General features: G+C 38.5%; 17 protein-coding genes, 1 tRNA gene, 2 pseudogenes and 1 riboswitch. Of the genes and pseudogenes, 15 read left to right on the forward strand and 5 right to left on the reverse strand.

What is annotated here, in order from left to right; genetic code table 11:
• Positions 1-27: 27 nt before the first annotated feature.
• The 6 genes from nikE (at position 28) to QUF78_RS05260 (ending at position 7,425) form a co-directional block, all read left to right on the forward strand.
• The gene (gene nikE / locus QUF78_RS05235) at positions 28-849 is read left to right on the forward strand and encodes a nickel import ATP-binding protein NikE (protein WP_289323842.1); all 822 of its coding nucleotides are present in this window, start codon (positions 28-30) and stop codon (positions 847-849) included.
• Positions 850-1,249: 400 nt separating this feature from the next.
• Positions 1,250-2,548, forward strand: coding sequence for a helix-turn-helix domain-containing protein (locus tag QUF78_RS05240; protein WP_289327234.1), 1,299 nt, complete (start codon positions 1,250-1,252; stop codon positions 2,546-2,548).
• Positions 2,549-2,850: 302 nt separating this feature from the next.
• On the forward strand, positions 2,851-4,209 hold the full coding sequence (locus QUF78_RS05245; RefSeq protein ID WP_289323635.1) for an IS1182 family transposase: 1,359 nt from the start codon (positions 2,851-2,853) through the stop codon (positions 4,207-4,209).
• A gap of 343 nt (positions 4,210-4,552) precedes the next feature.
• Complete coding sequence (locus QUF78_RS05250; RefSeq protein WP_483313879.1) at positions 4,553-5,728, forward strand: M20 family metallopeptidase; 1,176 nt, start codon at positions 4,553-4,555, stop codon at positions 5,726-5,728.
• Between the two features lie 12 nt (positions 5,729-5,740).
• Entirely contained in the window at positions 5,741-5,941 is a 201-nt protein-coding gene (locus QUF78_RS05255) for a DUF3311 domain-containing protein (RefSeq protein WP_289317800.1), read from the forward strand.
• Positions 5,938-7,425: a sodium:solute symporter family protein gene (locus tag QUF78_RS05260; protein WP_289323843.1), complete on the forward strand. Its 1,488-nt coding sequence runs from the start codon at positions 5,938-5,940 to the stop codon at positions 7,423-7,425. The genes QUF78_RS05255 and QUF78_RS05260 overlap by 4 nt, the downstream gene beginning before the upstream one ends.
• 377 nt (positions 7,426-7,802) lie before the next feature.
• On the opposite strand, the gene QUF78_RS05265 is transcribed toward QUF78_RS05260, so the two are convergent.
• The 4 genes from QUF78_RS05265 to QUF78_RS05280 form a co-directional block, all read right to left on the reverse strand.
• Positions 7,803-7,931 (reverse strand): hypothetical protein, encoded by a 129-nt coding sequence (locus tag QUF78_RS05265; protein ID WP_289323844.1) that lies wholly within the window; start codon positions 7,929-7,931, stop codon positions 7,803-7,805.
• A 1,765-nt stretch (positions 7,932-9,696) separates the two neighbouring features.
• Positions 9,697-10,443 (reverse strand): 4'-phosphopantetheinyl transferase family protein, encoded by a 747-nt coding sequence (locus QUF78_RS05270; RefSeq protein WP_289323845.1) that lies wholly within the window; start codon positions 10,441-10,443, stop codon positions 9,697-9,699.
• A 92-nt stretch (positions 10,444-10,535) separates the two neighbouring features.
• Positions 10,536-11,867 carry an alpha/beta hydrolase family protein gene (locus tag QUF78_RS05275; protein WP_289323846.1) on the reverse strand — a complete coding sequence of 444 codons (1,332 nt, stop codon included), beginning with the start codon at positions 11,865-11,867 and terminating at the stop codon, positions 10,536-10,538.
• 377 nt (positions 11,868-12,244) lie between these two features.
• A riboswitch (M-box (ykoK) riboswitch) is annotated at positions 12,245-12,410 on the forward strand.
• A 2-nt stretch (positions 12,411-12,412) separates the two neighbouring features.
• Positions 12,413-12,562, reverse strand: a complete 150-nt coding sequence (locus QUF78_RS05280) for a hypothetical protein (RefSeq protein ID WP_289323847.1) — start codon at positions 12,560-12,562, stop codon at positions 12,413-12,415.
• 97 nt (positions 12,563-12,659) lie between these two features.
• Between QUF78_RS05280 and mgtE the strand changes: the two are divergent.
• The 5 genes and pseudogenes from mgtE (at position 12,660) to QUF78_RS05305 (ending at position 17,620) form a co-directional block, all read left to right on the forward strand.
• Positions 12,660-14,011, forward strand: a pseudogene (gene mgtE / locus QUF78_RS05285) (magnesium transporter).
• 546 nt (positions 14,012-14,557) lie between these two features.
• The gene (locus QUF78_RS05290; protein ID WP_289323848.1) at positions 14,558-15,586 is read left to right on the forward strand and encodes an NADP-dependent oxidoreductase; all 1,029 of its coding nucleotides are present in this window, start codon (positions 14,558-14,560) and stop codon (positions 15,584-15,586) included.
• A gap of 459 nt (positions 15,587-16,045) precedes the next feature.
• Positions 16,046-16,459: a YbjN domain-containing protein gene (locus QUF78_RS05295; protein ID WP_289323849.1), complete on the forward strand. Its 414-nt coding sequence runs from the start codon at positions 16,046-16,048 to the stop codon at positions 16,457-16,459.
• A 183-nt stretch (positions 16,460-16,642) separates the two neighbouring features.
• A tRNA-Gly gene (locus tag QUF78_RS05300) sits at positions 16,643-16,716 on the forward strand.
• 520 nt (positions 16,717-17,236) lie between these two features.
• A pseudogene (locus QUF78_RS05305) lies at positions 17,237-17,620 on the forward strand (SAM-dependent methyltransferase).
• Positions 17,621-17,868: 248 nt separating this feature from the next.
• Here the strand turns inward: QUF78_RS05305 and QUF78_RS05310 are convergent.
• The gene (locus QUF78_RS05310; protein WP_289323850.1) at positions 17,869-18,537 is read right to left on the reverse strand and encodes a B3/B4 domain-containing protein; all 669 of its coding nucleotides are present in this window, start codon (positions 18,535-18,537) and stop codon (positions 17,869-17,871) included.
• 106 nt (positions 18,538-18,643) lie between these two features.
• Here QUF78_RS05310 and queG point away from each other — a divergent pair, with 106 nt between their 5' ends.
• The 4 genes from queG to nfsA all read left to right on the forward strand — a co-directional run bounded on the left by queG (position 18,644) and on the right by nfsA (position 22,227).
• Positions 18,644-19,783 carry a tRNA epoxyqueuosine(34) reductase QueG gene (gene queG, locus QUF78_RS05315; RefSeq protein WP_289323851.1) on the forward strand — a complete coding sequence of 380 codons (1,140 nt, stop codon included), beginning with the start codon at positions 18,644-18,646 and terminating at the stop codon, positions 19,781-19,783.
• A 195-nt stretch (positions 19,784-19,978) separates the two neighbouring features.
• Positions 19,979-20,836 carry an amidase domain-containing protein gene (locus QUF78_RS05320; protein WP_289323852.1) on the forward strand — a complete coding sequence of 286 codons (858 nt, stop codon included), beginning with the start codon at positions 19,979-19,981 and terminating at the stop codon, positions 20,834-20,836.
• A 67-nt stretch (positions 20,837-20,903) separates the two neighbouring features.
• Complete coding sequence (gene trmL / locus QUF78_RS05325; RefSeq protein WP_289323853.1) at positions 20,904-21,392, forward strand: tRNA (uridine(34)/cytosine(34)/5-carboxymethylaminomethyluridine(34)-2'-O)-methyltransferase TrmL; 489 nt, start codon at positions 20,904-20,906, stop codon at positions 21,390-21,392.
• Between the two features lie 85 nt (positions 21,393-21,477).
• The gene (gene nfsA / locus QUF78_RS05330) at positions 21,478-22,227 is read left to right on the forward strand and encodes an oxygen-insensitive NADPH nitroreductase (RefSeq protein WP_289323854.1); all 750 of its coding nucleotides are present in this window, start codon (positions 21,478-21,480) and stop codon (positions 22,225-22,227) included.
• Positions 22,228-22,352 lie beyond the last annotated feature (125 nt).

Raw genomic sequence — 22,352 nt, forward strand, 5'->3', positions numbered from 1 at the left:
AATTGCATTCTTTTGAGGGGTGAACAAATGAGTTTATTACAAGTAAAAGCAGTAACTCATAGCTATAATTCTCATACTTTTTTAAAATGGAAAGACCATTCAAAAAAAGTACTCACTGACATTTCCCTCTCTATTGACGAAGGAACATGTTTAGGACTACTTGGGACGAGTGGAGCTGGAAAAAGCACATTAGGAAAAGTGATTCTTGGCTTAGAACGTCCACAGCAAGGACAAGTTCTGTTTCAAGGGCATGATATTTATACTGCTGACAAGCTTATTCGAAAAAAGATACGCCGAGATCTACAAGTCGTCTTTCAAGATTCGTATTCATCTGTCAATCCACGAATGACAGCCGAGCATATTATAGGCGAGCCATTAGAAAACTATGAAAAACTAACCGTAGCCGAACAAAAAAGAACCGTTATTGAGTTATTGGAAAGAGTAGGCCTGAGTGAGAAGGATTTGAAAAAATATCCCCACCAATTTAGCGGTGGACAATTGCAAAGAATTAATATTGCTAGAGCAATCTCTCTTAAGCCAAGGCTAATCGTCTTAGACGAATCCGTAAGTAGTCTGGATATGGTTAATCAAACTATAATTTTAGAATTATTAAGTGAGTTAAAAAAAGACTTCGGCTTATCTTATCTTTTTATTACACACGATATTAAAGCGGCCTATTCAATCGCTGATACTTTGGGTGTACTGGAAAAAGGAGAATTAATCGAGCTTTACGATTCTAAAAATCAGTTTTTTTCGTCAGAACATCCTGTCGTCAAACAGATGAGGGGCTCTATCCTTGCCGAGCATCCACGTTTTCGTTCTCTTCCAACGAGGATTAACAAGACCTAGTCTAGAATTTATATTTATTGATTGGAAGGCCTCGATTTCAGTTGAAAATCGAGGCTCTTGTTTGTAGAAATGGATTATATGTGCTGGAATTCAAAAGTAGTTGTGGATCATTTGAATAGCGTATACAACGTATTTTTCCTTCATGTTGCATGATAAAATGGTATAAAAGGGAGAAGTCGGAGTAGGTGTGAATACAGCTATATATTTCATTTCTATCATACTTTTCTTTTTGCTTCTGATATGATCAAGAGTAACAAAACAACTTTTAAACAGGAATCAATACAAATTGAGCAAAAGTAGCAGAAGAATTAGCATTACACTAACATGACGTACGTTAAACTAGGATATTCTACAAAGAACAATGAATATATTACAGATGATAAAGGAAGTCGATTACTGGATGTATAAAATCGGACTAGTCGGTCTAGAAACTTCTATAGAACAAATTTTAGTTTTGGCAGAAGAATATAAACATGAGTTGGAATTCATCTCATTGCCTTATGTAAAGACCGCAGAGGTGGATAATATTGTAAAAGAATATGATTCTCACGTACATGCATGGCTTTTTTCTGGTCCACTTCCCTATGAAATTGCAAAAAAAACACTAGGTACAGATAAAATAATGGTCCATGTTCCTGCTACGGAATCAGGTTTTTATAAATCCTTTTTAGAGTTGATCTACGAACAAGGGAAAATCATTGAGCATCTAAGTATCGACACTATGTCCTCAAATAATATTAGCGAAGAAGCTTTGTCACAGTTGAATATAAAAACCAAAAAGATTTATACGAAAGTGTTTGAGACAGATGCTGATACGGATGAATTGGTTCATTTTCACTTGAATTTATGGAATGAGGGAAAGACAGAAGGCGCTTTTTCTTGTTTTCCGTCTGTGTGTGAAGTTTTAAGGGAATATGGCATTCCAGCCTACCGTATGTCGATGAGTAAGATGGAAGTGCGGCAAACGCTTCGAATTCTTTCTGAAAAAGTAAAGACTTCCTACTTTAAGGATACACAAATCGGAGTGGAGATCATTGAAGTTGAACACTTTGACAAAGTGGCAGAGGAAATGAAAACTCCTTATCATTTACAGTACTTGGAGCTTCGGCTAAAAGAGATGTTAATTAAACTTGGTGAAAAAATAAATGGTTCCTTTTCAGAGAAAGGGAATGGAAGATACATGATCTTTAGTTCTCGCGGCGCAATTGAACGAGAAATCATTACGCTCGAAGATACCATTCAAAGATTGGCTTTTGAAGCAGATACAACCGTTGCCGTTGGTATTGGCTTCGGCGAAACTGCCTATTCGGCGGAAATTAATGCTTTTCGTGCTATTCAACATTCAAAAGAGATGAAGAAGCGTGAAATTGTGATTATTCAAGATGATGGTAAGATTATCGAATCACCAGGCAAAAAGAAAGAACTGCAATATGCTGCCCGGACACATAATAAACTCCTTATCGAAAAGTTAAAAAAGGGGAATATCAGTGTTAAAACGTATAAAAAGATATCGGCTCTCGTTCAAAGAATGGGCTGGAGTGAGTTTACAACAAAGGAATTAGCGACACATCTTGAGATGACAGAGCGCAATGTACGGCGTATTGTTGCGGATATGTGCGAAGTTGATTTGGCACAATGCATTGGTGAAGAGGCTAACGCCACCCGTGGAAGGCCGAGTAAAATTTATCGATTATTATAAATTAAAGGCACCCATAATTTGGGTGCCTCAGACTGTAGACAAACTCGATGAAAATCGAGTTTGTCTATTTTTTATGAGTTGTACAATTTGGCCGTTGATTTTCCACTCCAGGCACTCGCTTTCCGCGGGCGGTCGGGGAGCCTCCTCGGCTTTCGCCTGCGGGGTCTCCCCTAGACGCGCTTTTCCCGCAGGAGTCTCGTACCTTCCGTTCCAATCAACTTTGTCTTACCTTTTAGATAAACACTTTTGCCTGGAGTCATTTTTGTTTTAAAATAGAAGTATTAAAACTTGAGGTGATGAGGATGCTTTCTAAACATGATTCTATTCAGCGAGATCAACTTGAAATGATTACGTTAGATCAACTGGTGCCACTGAACCATTTGGTTCGTAAAATGGAGGCTGCCATTGACTTCACTTTCATTTATGACTTGGTGAAAGAGATGTATTCAGAGGTAGGACGCCCAAGTATTGATCCAGTTATTTTAGTTAAACTGACATTCATTCAATATACCTTCGGTATTCGTTCCATGCGTAAAACGATTGAAGAAGTTGAAACCAATATGGCTTACCGTTGGTTCTTAGGCTATGGTTTCCATGATAAAGTACCTCATTTCTCTACGTTCGGGAAAAATTATGAGCGACGCTTTAAAGATACAGACCTGTTTGAACAGATTTTCTATCGCATTTTAATGACAGCTGCTAATAAAAAGTTAATAAGTGCTGAACACGTTTTCGTGGATTCCACACATGTGAAAGCCAGTGCGAATAAAAGGAAATTTGAAAAGAAAATCGTTCGTAAAGAAACACGAGCGTATCAAGGGCGTCTTCAAGAAGAAATCAATCAAGATCGTGAAAAACATGGAAAGAAGCCTTTTCCATCAGATAAATTTGATAAAGAAGAGACCAAAGAGATTAAAGAAAGTACAACGGATTCTGAGAGTGGCTACTATGTGAAAGATGAACGAACAAAACAGTTTGCCTATTCATTCCATGCGGCCGCAGACCGCAACGGTTTTGTATTGGGAACGATTGTAACACCTGGAAATATACATGACAGTCAGATCTTAGAGCCACTAGTTGAACAAGTGATTGAGAAAGTTGGAAAACCGGAAGCCGTTGCCGCAGATGCAGCTTATAAAACACCAGCGATTACAAGCTACCTATTTAACAAAGAAATCATACCGGCTTTACCTTATACACGTCCTCGCACCAAAGAAGGATTTTTCCGCAAACAGGACTATGTATACGATGAACATTTTGATTGTTACCTTTGTCCTTCGGGAGAGCTATTAAAGTACTCAACAACCAATAAAGAGGGCTATCGCGAGTATAAATCACCCAAACACACTTGTGCGACATGCTCATTTTTATCTCAGTGTACAGAAAGCAAAGACCATCAAAAAGTGGTGACACGGCATATTTGGCAAACACATGTGGAAGAAGCAGATCATCTGCGTCATCATCAAGATGTAAAAACTATATATGCGAAACGTAAAGAAACGATTGAGCGTGTATTCGCAGATGCAAAAGAAAAGCATGGTATGCGTTGGACAACTTTAAGGGGACTTAAAAAATTGTCGATGCAGGCGATGCTTACTTTCGCTGCCATTAATTTAAAGAAGATGGCCAATTGGACATGGCGAGGTCCAAAAATGGCCTAACATAGTGGGCTCGTAGAGCCCCAATCTCCTAACTTCAGGCAAAAATTCAAAGGGAATCTCAAAAAGGGGTTCGGAATTTTTTAATTCCGAACCCCTTTTGTCTACAAACTGAGGCACCCATAATTTGGGTGCCTTTTTATTACTTCATGTCGCATATCAAAGTATCGAAAAATTCAACAATTGGATTCAGTGCGAAAAAACGGTTTGGAATTTTCAAAAAATATTGAAATAAAAACCGCGTGAGATTATAATCTATTTAAGGAATTTTTTCCTTAAACTATCCTAAATTAATGGTTGTTATGTAAATTGAATGAAAAAGGGGTTGAAGTGGGTGTCTCAAACGATGATGTTTCATGATTTAATCGAGACTGTTAAAGATGAAGTGATTGCTTGGAGAAGATATTTACATAAGCATCCGGAGCTGTCTTTTCAGGAGGGAAAAACAGCACAATTTGTTTATGAAACGCTACAAACTTTTGGTGAATTAGAAATTTCACGTCCAACAAAAACGAGTATAATGGCTCGTTTGATTGGCCGGCAGCCTGGGAAGGTTATTGCACTGCGGGCAGATATGGATGCGCTTCCAATTGAAGAAGAGAATGATTTTGACTTTGTGTCACAGAATTCAGGAGTGATGCATGCTTGCGGACATGACGGACATACGGCGATGCTGCTTGGCACGGCAAAGATTCTTACCCAGTTAAAGGATCAAATTAAAGGGGAGGTACGTTTTTTATTTCAACATGCTGAGGAACTGCCGCCGGGTGGAGCCCGAGAGATGGTGGAGGCCGGTGTGCTTGATGGAGTAGATATGATCATTGGCACTCATCTCTTGTCGACTCTTCCTTTAGGGAAAATTGGTTTGAGTTACGGTCCGATGATGGCTGGTGCTGATACTTTTAACATTACCGTGGTGGGTAAGGGAGGGCACGCCTCACAGCCCGAACTAACCATTGATCCCATAGCAATTGGAACTCAGGTGGTATCAAATCTCCAGCACATTGTTTCGAGATATCAAGATGCACAGGACGCTCTTGTTATTTCAGTGACTCAGTTCCATGCGGGAAGTGCAATTAATGTTATTCCAAGTAGTGTAAGCATTGGAGGCTCCGTTCGAAGCTTTAATCCGGAACTGAGGGAAAAGATTCCAACCTTTATGGAACGGATTGTAAAAGGAATTACTGAAGCGCATGGAGCTACTTATGAAATCGATTATCAGTTCGGTTATGCTCCTACCATTAATGATGAAGACGTAACTCGATTGATGGACGAAATGGTCTGTGAAGTATTTGGTGAAGAAAGTCGAGAGATTTTAAAGCCAATTATGGGAAGTGAAGACTTCTCTGCTTTTCAAAAAGTAGTTCCGGGATCTTATATTGTAATAGGAGCTCGTAATGAAGAAAAAGAGATTATTCATCCTCACCATCATCCCCAATTCACTTTCGATGAACAGGCTTTACAATATGGGGTGAAGTTATTTGTTCACGGGACTTTTAAAGTGTTAAATCTATCATACTAGGGGGTTGAGCGTATGAAAAAAATATATTGGCTCGGAATTATCCCGTTTCTTGGATTTATTGTAGGCGCTTTGTTTACAAATAAAGTGACTCCCTATGTACTTGGAATGCCATTTTTTCACTTTTGGATTGTACTCTGGTCTGTGCTAACCACAGGTATTATGGGGATTATCTATCTATTTGATCCTGCTAATCAGGAGGGAGATTCAAAATGAATATTGCCGTGTTTTTCATCCTGTTTTTTTTCGTCATTTCTGTTTTGATTGGTATTCAGGCTAAAAAAGGGAAAGAAATGAACTTAGAGCAATGGTCGGTTGGAGGACGCGGAATGGGAACCCTACTGATTTTCCTCTTGTCCGCAGGTGAAATGTATACTACCTTTACCTTTTTAGGGGCAAGTGGTTCGGCTTATGGGGAAGGGGGGTCCATCTTTAGTATCGTATCATACGGCTGCCTGGCAACAGTCATCTCCTACTGGACATTTCCTGCTATCTGGAGGTATGCAAAGAAACACCGATTAGTTTCCCAATCTGATTTTTTTGTAAAAAAATATCAATGTCCTTATCTTGGTGTGCTAGTTGCGGTTATTGGTGTTATAGCTTGTACTTGCTACTTAGTCCTGCAATTGAAGGGGTTAGGGTATATCGTTTCTGCAACATCATATGGCGCAATCTCCTCTACAGCTGCCATTTGGGTTGGAGCAATTGGTGTAACCATTTTTGTAATGGTCTCCGGTATTAACGGTTCTGCCAGGACAGCTATTTTGAAGGACATTCTGATTCTTGGCATCGTCGTATTTTTAGGAGTTTATTTCCCTCTTCATTATTATGGAGGTATTCAACCTATGTATGAGGCCATTGAAAGTGCAAAGCCGAACTATACCATACTTCCGGATAAAGGAATGAGCGTTTCGTGGTATATATCAACCGTTATATTAAGTTCGATTGGATTTTATATGTGGCCGCACGGGTTTTCTCCTATTTATGCCGCCTCTAGCGAAAAAGCTTTAAGAAAAAATGCAATCCTAATGCCAATGTACCAATTGATTTTGTTGTTTGCCTTTTTTGTCGGATTTGCAGCTATCTTACAGACGCCTGGATTAAAAGGCAGCGAAGCCGATCTTATCTTGCTGCAACTTTCTAAACAGGATTTTGATCCATGGTTTGTGGGCTTAATTGGTGGAACTGGCGTGTTAGCCGCTTTAGTGCCAAGCTCTATGCTGTTGATGTCAATATCAACATTGCTCGCAAAAAATGTATATAGCGTATTCACTCCATCAGCAACGGAAAATCAGATTGCAAAACTGGTTAAATACTTGGTTCCGCTAATTTCGCTCGTAGGGATTTACTTGACCTTTAAAGGTGGAAATTCCCTCTTTAGTCTCGCTTTAATCGCCTATAATTTTATCACACAACTTGCTCCTGCCTTTTTCGCAAGTTTGATGAGAAAGAATTTTGTAACCAAACAAGGAGCATTCGCCGGGATTATAACAGGAGGCGTGCTAGTCTCTATTATGGAACTAGGGAACATAAAAATTGGTCAACTGTTTCCTTATCTTCCTCAAGCAATTAAAGACCTGAATGTAGGAATTATCGCGCTATTTGTTAACATTGCAGTATTAGTGGTGGTTAGTCGGATGACAAAAAACATTACTTATACTCATAAGGATAATGATGTTTTGGAGACAAAAACAGTATAGCACAAGGTTTTAATACAAAATGAATCGAATAGCCAATCAACATGAATACTAACCATTCAAGAGTAATTAACATCAGATAAGTTTATGAAAACCGACCGTCCTCCACAATTTGGGGGCTGTTTTGTAGGGGTATATTTACAGTTCGGATAACGCTGATTATGTAGACTGATACAGAATGGGACTTTTTTGAAATCAAAGGGTGTCCAGTGCACATGGTAATTCAGCGAGTCTCCCTTTTTGGTGAGAATCCATGGGAACCAAATTAATCTTCAACTTGAAGGAAATAAATCATTTAGATCGCTTTCTAAACAATAACAAAGAAGATTATCTATAAATGAAACAAACCGGTCTGAATTTGGCCGGTTTGTTTCATCTAATTACTCTGTTTTAGAGCTCTGATCTTTATTTCTTTTATTTCCTTTACTGTTGTCACCACTAACAGGAACTTGTCCATGTAATTGCGGTGAATTTTGATTACGGCTGCCTTTATTAATTTTTTTTGTCATGTCTCACATCTCCTTTCTTTTTTCAAATACAGTTTGTCCCTTTTTGATGAACTTATGTTTTTCAATTGAAAAGTACATCTTTATCCAAGTGATATTCAAACCATTGTTTCAAAGATAAAAACCGAAAATTACCCTCCAGGATATGGGCATATCGTTTATGTTGATGAATTTGAACAGAGTGGCGACATTCTATGATATGTAATTTGCATCTAAAATTTTACTAAAGGGGGGTAGTAGTAAGCTGAACCAGGGGGATTTTTAAGTTATTAGTAAGCGTTGCAGGTCGTACTCAAAGAGTTAGTACAACAAGTAGAAAACATGAACCGTGAGTTGCAGTGTGGAAACACACTTCTTCCACACTGTTTCACGGCCAGTAAGCGGTAGTTCAATAGGGATGATGGATAGAATTATTTCCTGTTGAAAAAAGGGGATCAGCTGCATTTCTAGTCAGGTTGTTTAGACTAGAGTCACAGCAGGGCTTAGTCAAATTATTAAAACGCTAGTCGGATTTCCAAGCTTATTGATCTGGATCCAGCAAAGAGATTGTCTTTTCGCCCTTGAGGGATCGTACATACAAAGCGTGAAAAATGGCTGTTTTGACTGTTGAAAGTTTTGACTTTGGAGATGAAAAAAAATTATCGTTAGGGAATGTTCGGAACTAGAGGATCTTTTATCATAAGTTTATTCAAGAGGTTTTAATTACATAATTCGCTACTTTATTTTTAATAAGCTTGCAGTAGTAGTTTGTAGTTCTGAAAAAAAGAACAGTATATACAGATAAATGATTTCAAAGATACATGTAGTGTTCTTTTTTAAGGCATGTATAAACATTTGCATAATGATCTTTCCTTTCTTAATGTAATTTCATCAATTATACTAATGATTTTATACAATATCTCCCACTTTGTTAGATTACCTAACAGTGTTTTTTTGAAGTGGATTTTGTTGAAAGGGGATCGTTCGCCAAGGTGAATGTCATCATGTAAATGAAGGAGGGCTATTTTAAGTGGACAATATTTTCAACAATTACCTCGATAGAATATATTTTTATTTTGGAATGATGTGTTGCTTCGGCATTAAATGACCTGATAACAAACGGTCTGTATAGCTCACGACTACAGTCCATGAGTCCTGTTCCATTTACGGTGATCACAGCCTTGCCGAAAGAGATATCAATTTCCCCAACCTATCGGAAACTAACTGAGAAAAAATAAGTAGAAAGTCGCAATAAGCGCTTTGCTCCCAAAAATTAATAATGCTCGGGCCGAAAGGTGTATTCTTCAGTTCTCTTGGTTTTAATCATTTACTCCATAAGGTCAATAAAGGATGTTCCTTACACTCTGGAACTTCACATATTCAAAGAAGTAGAAAAAGTCGATTCCTGATTGAATTAGAAGACTTACTTAATCACATATAAAAGTAATTTAGCTCACTAATCATTTCCTTGTACTCTCTCGATATTTCTAAAAAGCCTCAGTTATTTACAAGGCATTCAATTACCATAAAGAAGGCTTCATGAAACACCAAAATAACTTTTTTGTCATTTGTCCTTTTTATTCATTGTAACAATGCCATGCCCTATGTTTAGAAAAGGACGAATAATGACATTGACCTGTTATAAAAGCATTCTTAGCTCTTTTGTGAGTGGTAATGAGTAAGAAGAATAATTCAAAAGTGGGACAGAGTATCACGGAGAAAATATAAAACAAAAGGCAGAATTACTGCCTTTTGTTTTTTTTATTTCTACATAGTTATATAAGGTTATTTAAAGTGCTTTTAACCCATTTATTAAACTAGTCAATTTTATAATATCGATATTATCCGGGAATTCTAAATGATCTTCATTTCTGTTATTAATACAAACACTTATGGGATATCCAGGGCTAAGATGATACGACTTAAAAAGATAGTTAGACATATCTGTAATTTTTACACCTAGTGTTTTTAGTTTTAAAATTTCCTCTGTTGGTATTTCTAAACTATATTGATTATTTCCATTCAAGATTGAAAAAGTATTTGGGGAAACCAAAAACCCCGTACCTATACACTTTAACCAGCTTTCCTTCAGCGTCCACATTTTAAAGAAAATATCGATTTGTTTAGCTTTGGGTAATTTAATGAAATAGCTAAATTCTTTACTGCTAAAAGTACTTTTGGTAATTTCATGGATGTTAAAATCTTTGACTTCTTCTATATCAACACCTATGGGATCCTTATGAATGCCAACAACAACCCAATCACCTGAATGGGTAATATTAAAGTGAATTCTTCCTCCTACTAGATTGGGTTTCCCATGTTTATCTAAAATAAAGTGGATATTTTGAAATGGTTTTCTTAAAATGTCACTTATGAACCACTTTGCTAATAGCTCCCCAAATAAAGAACGGTATTTATCATTTTTCTTTTGTAATTTGTGTATGCTTAATCGTCTTTGTTTAGGTAACAAATGGAGCATTTCTTCATAAGTATTTTCATTCAAATTAATTGGTAATTTTAGTGCTAAAATCTTCATTGTTGATCTCCTTATTTACCTAATACCGGAGGCACGAGGATCATTTGATTATCTTTACAATCCCTCCGGAGAGCCAATCCTCAATTATCATTTCAATGATCGTCATCATTGGAGATGTCATGTTTGTTTAAATATTCAACGATGCCATTCACCAATCCAGGGGATAATGGTAGTTCAGGATTTGTATAGGTTGCTAGATTTCCCTCTCGATCTGCAGGAGCTTCTTTCAATACATGATTCATCTTTTCGAGTATAAGTAACTCAGAATCGCCTTTTTCCTTATGTAACGCTTTTGCATTAGTTGGCGCCACTTGAATATCTCTATTACCATTTACGATTAGAACAGGGATATTCAGTTCCTTTACAAATTCGATCGGATTATATTGAATCCAAGAAATCATGTAAGGTTGAACAGAAGGACGGAATACACTTTGCAAGTCTGCACTGACAGTCTCGACTTGTTTTCCTTGTTTTAGTTTTGACAGTATATCCTTGGACTCCGTTAATAACGTCGGTGTCAGTTGCTCTTCAAGCTGTTTAATAAGTACTTGGTCAATAGGTTCGCCTGCACCAGCTAATGAAATGAATATGTCTGTCTCTGATTTCTTGGCAGCTGCCATTCCAATTAAAGAACCTTCACTATGGCCGATGATGCCGACTTTGGAAAAACGGCCATCCTTTTTGGCAAATTGAACCCAAGCAGCTGCATCATCAATATATTGTTCAAATCTCAGATCCGCTTCTTTTCCTGCCAATTGCATATTTTCGCCAATTCCGCGCTTATCATATCTAATGCTTGCGATACCTTTTTCTGCAAGACTCTCGGCTAACATTTTTAAACTATTATTTTTCCCGGGCATTGCCATGGTGTTCCCGTCTTTATCAGTCGGTCCCGAACCCGCAATTATAATCATCACAGGAAAAGGTCCTTCATTTTTGGGTGTTTCTAAAAGGCCATTAATTGTTCCATTCTGTAAGTCAGCCTGCACAATTTCACCTGATTCTTTCTCTTCAACTGCCTGATCGGATTTCTTAAGCAATTCGAAGGGGAACTCTTGCCCTTTCTGAACAAATGTTCCTGAAATCTTTTCCTTATCCACTTTCCCATCAAACGTTATTTGCTGATTTTGCATTTTCATATTAAAAAACAAGTCTGAATTACTTAACTTTACACTGGTTAAGGGGAATTCGTTCAATCCTTGTACAGGAATACTTATCGTTCCATCTTTCCCCGTGAAATGAACAATGATTGGAAGAGGTTGATTTGGAATCTTTATATCTCCTTCCCACCTACCTTCAATGGCTTTCAACGAGCTCACATCCTTCGAATTCTCATCCACTTGTTCCGTGTCCTTGGTTCTGCAGCCTGCCATCAATACAAAAGCACTTACGATAATACATATAATCGACAAAAGTCTTTTCATTTGAGCAACTTCCTTTCTTAATATAATTAGAGATAAGAAGATATTTTATTAGAGTATTTAACATGTTTTTTTGTTTCAGTCACTCATATCAGTCTTCATTATAAGTAAGTTTTAATATATAATTCCAATATTTTCCCTTAATATGGCGTTTGTTTTTCCATTGTATCTTTTTAAAGGCTATTGCGGCTGTGTAGAGGGATGTATTAAAAAAATATCGAAGAGACATTAAATCAGACCGTCTTAATCGAGAGCGTATAAGTCGGTGTTGTTTTCATGGTACCTTTTTAAAGGTAGGGATATTAGGTCAATATATAGAATGATTTATAAATCAAACATTGACATCTAATAGAAACTCTTTTAGAGTGGATGTGTAAATTAAATATCCTCGTTAGGTGAGGCTCCTGTGTAGGAGATACGCTACTGCCCAAAAATGTCGAAAGACGCCAATGGGTCAACAGAAACCATCGACATAAGGTGGTTTTTAATGTAGCTGGCTTTGTCCTATGCCACACAGTGCTAAAGCTCTACGAATGGAGGAACTGGATTTATGCTATGTATTTGTCATTCAGCCATTTACGGCTGTTTGTATTTGTCTTCCAGGCAATGTACGCATATATACCGTATTTAACACCTTCATTTGTAATGGAGGTGTTTTTATTTTTTCCTGGAGGTGAGGATTGTGGGTCATCACTCACGGGAATACTCCAAGCTTAATGAAAATTGAATGAAAACAAAGATTTTGAAGGGGAAAAATAATATTTTTTTGCTCCCCTAAAAGGAGTTGAGGGCAAAATGAAAGTCCTGACAGAAGACCAAATAACTTTACAAATCATAAAAGTTTTAAAAGAAGGAAAAAAGAAAGAATTTCAAGCAATATTAGAAGAACTCCAACCATATGACATTGCACGCATATTCGAGGGACTCCCAGAAAAACATCATACACGTTTCTTGTTGTTCCTTGATTCAGAACAAATTGCTGAACTGATTCAAGAACTTGAAAAAGTACATCAATTAAAGATTCTTAGTAAATTAGGAATTGAGAAATCCGGCCATGTAATGGATTTAATGGATAATGATGATCTAGCTTCATTGTTAGAGAACCTATCCCCTGAAAAAATTGAAGAACTTCTTTCAGGTATGAAACAAGAAGAATCTAAAATCGTTCAAAATATCATGAATTATCCCCCGGAAACGGCAGGACGAATAATGACGAACCGTTTTGTATGGATCCCCCAACATTATACGGTTCGTGAATCAGTTGAAAAGCTTAAAATCTTTGCGGAGTTTTCGGAAACGATTAACTATCTTTATGTAATAGATAACGATAAAAAATTAGTGGGTGTTGTCTCATATCGGGATTTAATAATGATGAATCTGAAAAAATTCAAGATATTATGTACAGCCGGGTTATCTCCGTATTTGCTTATGAAGATCAAGAAGAGGTAGCCGGTGTTATTGAGCGTTATGATTTTTTAGCGATTCCTGTTGTTGAAAAAAATAATGAGTTATTAGGAATTGTAACCGTTGATGACATCATTGATGTTGTCATTAAGGAAGCGAATGAAGATATTGAAAAACTGTCGGCATCTGGTAAATCCATAGATTTTGACACGAAGGCGCACGTGGCCGCATATCGTCGGCTACCCTGGCTTATTTTACTTTTATTTATCGGATTAGTGTCTGGAACCATTATAAGCGGCTTTGAAGAAACATTGTCCAAAGTTGTTGCACTTGCCTTCTTTATGCCGATGATTGCTGGGATGACTGGAAATACAGGTACTCAATCTTTAGCTGTTGTTGTAAGAGGCCTGATTACTAGTGACACGGATAAGGGAGTGGTTACCAGACTTATTATACGAGAGCTTAAAGTTGGATTGATAATAGGTGTTACCTGTGGAATTTTAATTTCCATCATAGCTTATGTTTGGCAGGGTAATCCCGTTCTGGGATTAGTGGTTGGAAGTTCATTAGTCATGACACTGATTATTGGGACTTTAGCTGGGACCATTATTCCTCTGATATTATATAAATTCAACATAGATCCTGCAGTTGCTTCGGGTCCATTAATTACAACACTAAATGACATACTCTCGTTACTTATTTACTTTGGCATTGCAACAATGTTCATTTCAAAATTGATGTAGACTATCCACGAGTTAGTTTCTTAAACCAGTTCATAAGAAGAAGGGGTGGTACCCCTGTCAAGTGTACAATAAAAAAGAGTATTTCAAGCTGCGTCCTTTTCTCAGTATTCAATAGGGAAAAGGCCGTTGAATTTTTCTTGGAAGAGATCCATGTATTGTAGAATTCCGTATATGAGAAGCAGCTCTCTATGTCATCCAAGTTTAATCAGGAATATATCCCTGACTGATCCATAATTCTTGTTTCATTTTACGGTCACTCTAAAATATGGACAGTATGTTATATAATGTAGACCAAAAATAAACGGTCTTCTTATTTGCTCAAAGGTTATTAACCATGCCTTTGTTCATTCAGCCATTATGCTCATGACCTTTATATGAATGAAAAACATGGGACATAATAGGTCATAGCAAGTTTAGGATATCCATTAAAGGCTACATAAAGAGTGTTATGGAAACAATAGACAGTTATATTCTTTGACCTGCGAACTTCATCAGTGATACGCTTCTTTTCGAAATTACGTATTCAAAACCAAGGAGGAACGAATGATGACACAAACCAAACAACAAATAATCACCCTGGCAAACCGTCCAAAAGGTATGCCTTCGAAAGGGGATTTTAACTTTGTTGAGAGTGAAGTTCCCAAACCAAAAGATAATGAGATTTTAGTACGGACGCTATATTTATCCGTCGATCCATACATGCGTGGAAGAATGCAGGAGACCAAATCATATATTGCTCCATTTGAATTGAATAAGGTCATCACGGGTGGCGTTGTTGCTGAAGTTATTGAGTCCAAATCGAGTTCCTTCAAAAAAGGGGATGTCGTTGTTGGGAATATCGACTGGGCAGAATACACAGTTGTCACCGAAAAGGAAATCCGCGTCATTGATCCCAAGGTGGCTCCGGTCACAACTCATTTAGGGATTCTTGGAATGACCGGTTTAACAGCTTACTTTGGATTGCTTGATATCGGTAAGCCACAAGAAGGTGAAACTGTAGTGGTTTCCGGGGCAGCTGGTGCTGTTGGTTCAGTAGTTGGACAAATCGCTAAGATTAAAGGTGCGAAAGTTGTTGGCATCGCAGGCTCAGATGAAAAACTTGAGTACTTAACGAAAGAGCTCGGATTTGATAGTGCCGTAAATTATAAAAAGGATAGTTTTACGGCAGATTTAGCTAATGCTGTTCCTGATGGAGTCGATGTTTATTTCGATAATGTGGGCGGCGAGGTGTCCGATGCTGTTTTCACACTGTTGAATGCGAATGCCCGAATTCCATTATGCGGAGCGATTTCCTCGTATAATGCAGAAGGGAAAGATCTAGGACCGCGTCTGCAATCCGCGATGATCAAAACGAGTGCACTTATGAAAGGTTTCACAATTGGAAATTATGCCGATAGATTCCAAGAGGGTGCGACGGATTTAGGAAAATGGCTCCAAGAAGGAAAGCTGAAGTATGAGGAAACGATTATTGAAGGGTTTGAAAACGTACCAGATGCATTTTTAGGTTTGTTTAAAGGAACGAACCTCGGTAAACAGCTTGTGAAAGTAGCGGAACCTGAATTCGCTAAACTATAAGTTTTATGGAAATACGGCAGAGGCAGGCCTTTGTTGTGATTCCTAAGCAGCTTATAATAAAAGCGGCCTTTTTTCGATATTCAATCGGGGAAAGGCCGTTTTCCTTTTCAAGTTAAAGATATAATGCCGGGTTGAGTTTCTCTGATCGGCCAGTACCTTAAGAGGGGGAGCTCGCTCAATTGCAGTAAGTTTTTGAAACCATGGCGATAACGGCAGATATAGGTCGATCAAAGAATCTCTTGAAATATCCAGGGGATTTTGGATTTTCAGAAAGCATTTTTAGCGGAGAAGCATATGGCATCAATCTTATCTATTCGAGGAGCCCTTTTTTGAACCATTCGTTAAATGGAGTGGTTCACTCTTGTGTGAAAAGGATGAAATTGGAATGTTTGTAGAAAACTCTGTAAAAATGGCAATTTTCATTATAAAATGTAAATACATAGAGAAAGGTGATGAACCATGTCAAACGTTGCTAAATTTCGTGATTTTTTAACTAGTGAGAAAATCTATATGAATGAGTTGAATGAAGATGGCACCACCTTTTTTAGAGCTGAGCAAAAGTTAAAGGACGGGTGGAAGGTCCTTTTAGTATTTGCATTCAATGAAGATGAAAATGTGGCGGACTTATTTTGCTTTAATGTCGCCGAGTTGAAGAATCCTGATAAGAAGCAGGATGTACATACACTGTTGAATGAATATAATGCTAATTTTAGGTATTCAAAGCTTTATGAAGAAAATGGGACGATTTCCATTAGGTATTCATACTCCATCGAGGGGGATATCGTACCGGATCTCGCGTTCAGGAAGTTAATCATGCTGCTTGAGACGGCACAGCAGGTTTATCCACGGTTAATGGAAGTCATATGGTCATAACATAATATAGGATGAAAAAGTTCTCTGAATCAGGGGACTTTTTAACATCTTTACTAAAGTGAATGAATATATTATCGTTACAATCCATTAATTTAAATTTTTTAAGAAGAACTATTGCATTTTTTTAGATTAAACTATATAATTAATTTTGTTGGTAATTCGACAAAGTTCTACAAGGATTATGCGGGTGTAGTTTAGTGGTAAAACCTCAGCCTTCCAAGCTGATGATGAGGGTTCGATTCCCTTCACCCGCTCCAATACATACTCATAACGTAGGGTTTCGTTACCTGGAGAACGAAGCTTTGCGTTTAAATATTATAACTAGGATTCTACTGTTTACAGTGGAATTTTTTTATTGTCCAAAATTACCTGTATCCAGAAGGGTGGCTATTTTGATGCAGCACACTCTTGTTCAAAGTGATTAACTACGGTAGTAGAATCAGTTTGAACAAGAGTGTGCTTTTTTTGTCCAAATAAACGTTTATTGAGACGGTTCTTCATTGAATAAAAGGTATTTAAGGAAATATTTGTAATGCAATTATCCAATCTTGTAGTATTGATAATGAGAGTAAATATATTTCATGTTTTCGCGTAAATCCTGATCCTTTAATGGTTAGAGGAGAATTTCGGGAAGTTTGTTCAATGGATCCATTTTGAATTGTGAATATGTAGGGGGAAGCGAAAATGTCACTACTTTTAGAACCAATAGGTTTAATCCAAAATAATAGAGTTAATTTGGAAGATGATTATTGGGGAGAAGTAATTTCCGAGATAATTATGGATGGATCCAAATTCAAAGAAGATTGCCTGTTTGGATTAGAACAATTTTCACATATTGAAGTCATATTTTATATGAATAAAGTGGACCCTGATAAAATTCAGTTCAATGCTAGGCATCCAAGAAATCGAACTGATTGGCCAAAGGTAGGTATCTTTTCTCAAAGGGCCAAAGCAAGGCCAAATCAGCTTGGTGTATCAGTATCAAGATGTGAATTGTTAAAAGTATAGGGTCTAAAGATAACTGTGAGGGCTTTGGATGCCATTGATGGAACGCCAGTATTGGATATTAAACCTTATATGTCTGAATTTGGCCCGATTGGCCAAGTGAAACAACTCAATTGGTCAAAAGAGGTAATGAAAAACTATTATAGTAATGGTTAACAAAATGAGCAGCAATAAAAAAATCGTGCATATTTTTTTATTGCTGCTCATTTTTTCTTATTTGGTAATGGTATGAAATTAATTTCAAGTAGCTATTTCAATCATTCTTATATGCTCTTCCATTCAGGAATCATAATACTCCTTTTTCGGGGACGAGAGGGTTAATAAAAGGATACTAGCTAGTTCCTTGGAAATTATGAAAAGACCCCTTCCGATTGTAGAAAGGGTTTATTTCCGTTCAATTTTGATTATCCTTCTACAATCGAGTAAGTCCCTTCACCACCGTGGATTTCAAGGAACATGTCCATCAAAGATTTCGTTAGCTGATGGGCTTCAGTGATTGGAGTCTTGGGTTGTAAATAAATGATTTGGATGGCCCTTTTCGTCTCTTCGGTGACTTTCGTTCGTTCTGAATCAACGTATGGACTTCCGAATGCTCCATCATGATCGGCTGATGTAATCATATTTTCCATGGAATTCAAGCGGCCGTTCAAACCGTCATAACCATCTGTTCCCTCGCCAATCTTAATCGAGATGTCACCCGCTAATTTATCCGCATCATAAATGCCGATAGGAACTTCATATAAAAGCGAGAAGAAGTTATTCAAATCGATGGCTGAATGGATGGGTGTCAAGTAATTCTGTTTTTTAACGCGGCGGTAAAGGGCTTCCACGGATGGGCGATACCGTGACGGGTTGGTTCCTGTGGTCTTGAAAATCTCTCGCCACTCTTTAATGCCGGAAAAGTCGGTCAACTCCTTTTCTTCAAGGTCGAAAAAAAGAGCCTCCTGAAATAAATGAAGTCTTCCTTTCACCATTTGCGGGGAGGGACCTACTTCGATGTTTTCATATGTAATGATCCCAACTTTGAATTCAGGGATTTTGCTGCTAAGATTAGCCGATATGGTAATTTCCAAGACGTTACACCTCCAAAAATGATTGGAATTAGTTTATCATAGATAGCAATGGTTTGAAATGAATACAAGCTTCGATGGGAATACTGAATGAACGTAGGTGATTAATATGGATATGAATACATTCAAGCAAGAAGTGATTTTATATAGTAAAGAGATCGGCATCGATAAAATCGGGTTTACATCGGCCACGGCGTTTACCGAATTGAAAGGTCGGCTGGTACGTCAACAGGAACTGGATTATCAGTCAGGGTTTGAAGAAGCAGATATAGAAAAAAGAGTCAGGCCTGAATTGATATTCGATAAACCGCAATCCATCATTTCGATTGCGCTTGCGTATCCTTCGAAATTGAAGGATGCTCCGCAAAGTACAAAAGGTGAGCGACGCGGGATTTTTTGTCGGGCTTCGTGGGGAACGGATTACCATACCGTCCTTCGGAATAAATTGCAGTTACTTGAGGATTTCATTAAAGATAAAGTGCCGGGGGCAGTGGCGAAGTCAATGGTTGATACGGGCGAATTATCAGATCGGGCTGTTGCTGAGCGGGCAGGAATTGGCTGGAGTGCAAAAAACAGTATGATCATCACTCCGGAATACGGGTCTTATGTCTACTTGGGAGACATGATCACCAACCTGCCATTTGAACCGGATCAACCGATGGAAGATCAATGCGGGACATGCAATAAATGTGTCGATGTTTGCCCGACAGGTGCGCTCGTTCAGGGTGGTCAGCTGAATTCCAAGCGTTGCATTGCGTTCTTAACGCAGACAAAGGGTTTCCTACCTGATGAGTTCAGGACGAAAATAGGCAATCGTTTGTATGGATGTGATACATGTCAGACCGTATGCCCCAAAAACAAAGGAATGGATTTTCATCTTCATGAAGAGATGGAACCCGACCCCGAGTTAGCGAAACCGCTGTTGAAACCTCTGCTTACGATTTCAAATCGGGAATTCAAAGAGACATACGGCCATGTATCTGGCTCTTGGCGCGGTAAAAAACCAATCCAACGAAATGCCATTTTAGCATTGGCCCACTTCAAAGATGAAACGGCATTGCCTGAATTGATCCAGGTCATGAAGGATGATCCGCGGCCCGTCATACGGGGAACGGCAGCCTGGGCAGTTGGTAAAATTGGTCGGGAGCAGGCCGTTTCCATACTGGAAGAAGCACGAATGAAGGAAACGGATGAAGAGGTACTGGCGGAAATAGAAAAAGGACTTCGGTTTACCTTGGAAACAAAATGATATGTAAGACGAAGCAGCCTCGTTAATATTAACGGGGCTGCTTTTTTGCTTAAGATATTCCGAGTTCCTTCAAGGAAACCTTCTATATATTTATAAGATTCGAAAGGGTTGAAACCCTACATTTTATGAAGTTGTGTTTTTGTCCTGCCCTTATACATACACATTAGCATAGATGGTAAGAAGGAGGGCATGAACTTGAGGAATCAATTGCAACGCCTTTTACAAGAAAGAGTGGAGTTTTATACTTCCGATAATCAGGAACGGAGTGAAAGGAAGTTACATCTGAAAAAGGATTTGATGAGGAACCGTGCTGCGGAAATTGTTCGGGTGAATGCTGCAGGCAAGGTTCATTCGAAGAGAAAGGAAGACATGGATACTGTCCTGACTTATCATGTGCACCTGCAATATTTATTGAAACAGGAGGATTCATTTTATATAGAAGAAGAAATGGAAGAACGGGAGGCTCGGTTTCGAAATGGGTATATAGTGGATGAACGTGAGCTGTTTCCCACCATTGAAACGGAAGAGGTACCGCCAGAATCTGATCCAGGTGCAGATCGTCTCGCATATAAGTACGATCGGATGAAGGCCGTCCAATATGCCGAGCGTTGGTGGAACGAATTCAATCCGGCTTATTATAAATTCACTGATGATTGTACGAATTACATTTCACAATGTTTACATGCGGGAGGAATCCCGATGTGGGGGACGCCAAACAAAAATAAGGGCTGGTGGATAAGAGGGAAAAGCTGGAGTTACACATGGACGACGGCCCATTCTTTATATCATCTGCTTAAAGCCGGGAATGCCATCAGGACAAAGCAGGTGAAGACGGCCAAGGAATTGAATTTGGGTGATATCCTCTGTATAGATTTCGAAGGGGATGGGCGGTTTGATCATAACTTGATCGTAACGGCGAAGGATCAGGATGGGATGCCGCTTGTGAATGCCCATACGATGAACAGCCGTCACCGGTATTGGACGTATGAAGATTCGACTAGGTATACACCGAATATCGTTTATAAATTCTTTGCGATTTTGGATGGAAGGTGATTGGTTTTTAGTCTTTTTTGTTTAATGCTATAATTAAGGTGAAGTTTAAACTAGAGGTGAAAATGAAGTGTCAATACATGTAGTTTTATATCAACCACAGATTCCAGCAAATACAGGCAATATCGCAAGAACATGTGCAGGGACGGATACGTCTTTACATCTCATTCGTCCGCTCGGTTTCTCAACGGATGACAAACAGCTCAAAAGGGCCGGTCTCGATTACTGGGAGAATGTAAAGATCCATTATTATGATTCGTTGGAAGAGTTCTATGAAAAGAATGCCGGCGGTGAATTTTATTACTTAACGAAATTCGGGGAGCAGCCGCATTCCAGCTTCGATTACAGTGATCAAGACAGTGAGATATACTTCATTTTTGGCCGTGAAACGACAGGGCTCCCGAAAGAGCTAATCCAGGAAAATATGGATAGGTGCCTAAGGATTCCAATGACGGATAAAGTACGTTCCCTTAATCTTTCGAACACGGCTGCCATCTTGGTTTATGAAGCATTGAGACAGCAAAATTACCGTGAATTGGATTTGAAAACAAAAGATTGAGTTTCATTACTGCATACTGTCATCGGGGTAGATTCAGCCCCGATGATGGTTGTTTCATTTTACATATTGAATAGGGGTGGGAGCTTTGAATCATATTATTGAGAAGATTTTAGATCACCGTTCCATTCGTTCTTTTGAGGACAAGCTATTGTCTGAGGAGCAAATCAATACGATTGTGGAATGTGCCCAGGCTGCATCGACTTCAAGTTACATTCAAGCGTATTCAATCATAGGGGTATCAGATCCGGAAAAGAAAGCCAAGCTTGCTGAACTTGCCGGACCACAATCTTATGTAGAGAAGAATGGGCATCTATTCGTCTTTTGTGCTGATTTATATCGTCAGGATATGGTTTCCGAAATGGAAAACACGGACCTGACTGAATCGATTGAAAGTACGGAGAAATTCATGGTTGCCTGTATTGATGCTGCTCTAGCGGCTCAAAATGCAGCGCTGGCCGCAGAATCGATGGATCTTGGCATTTGCTATATCGGCGGGATCCGCAATAATCTCCCGGAAGTGTCAGAGATTTTGAATATACCTCATCGGGTCATTCCGTTATTCGCCCTAGTGGTCGGATATCCGAAAAACCGTTCTGATAAAAAGCCGCGTTTGCCGCAGTCCAATATCTATCATGAAAATGGATATCAGGAGGATAAGCAGGAATACATCGGACAGCTTGAAGAGTATAATGAAACGATCTCGAGTTATTACGAGCGTCGGACTAAAGGTAAACGAAAAGACACCTGGACCGAGCAAATGGCTGCCATGCTTGGAAAGAAAAGCAGGTTATACATGAAAGATTATGTGGAGAAGCAAGGGTTTAAGAAACATTGATCGATGAAATGACCTTTTAGGAGTATTCTTTCCGTTCCCATAAGGGACATTTACCAAAATCCTGAACATGAGCCAAACAATAAAGATCCCGGAAATATTTCCGGGATCTTTATTGTTTTCATTTG

Source organism: Peribacillus sp. ACCC06369 (assembly GCF_030348945.1).
GTDB lineage: Bacteria > Bacillota > Bacilli > Bacillales > DSM-1321 > Peribacillus.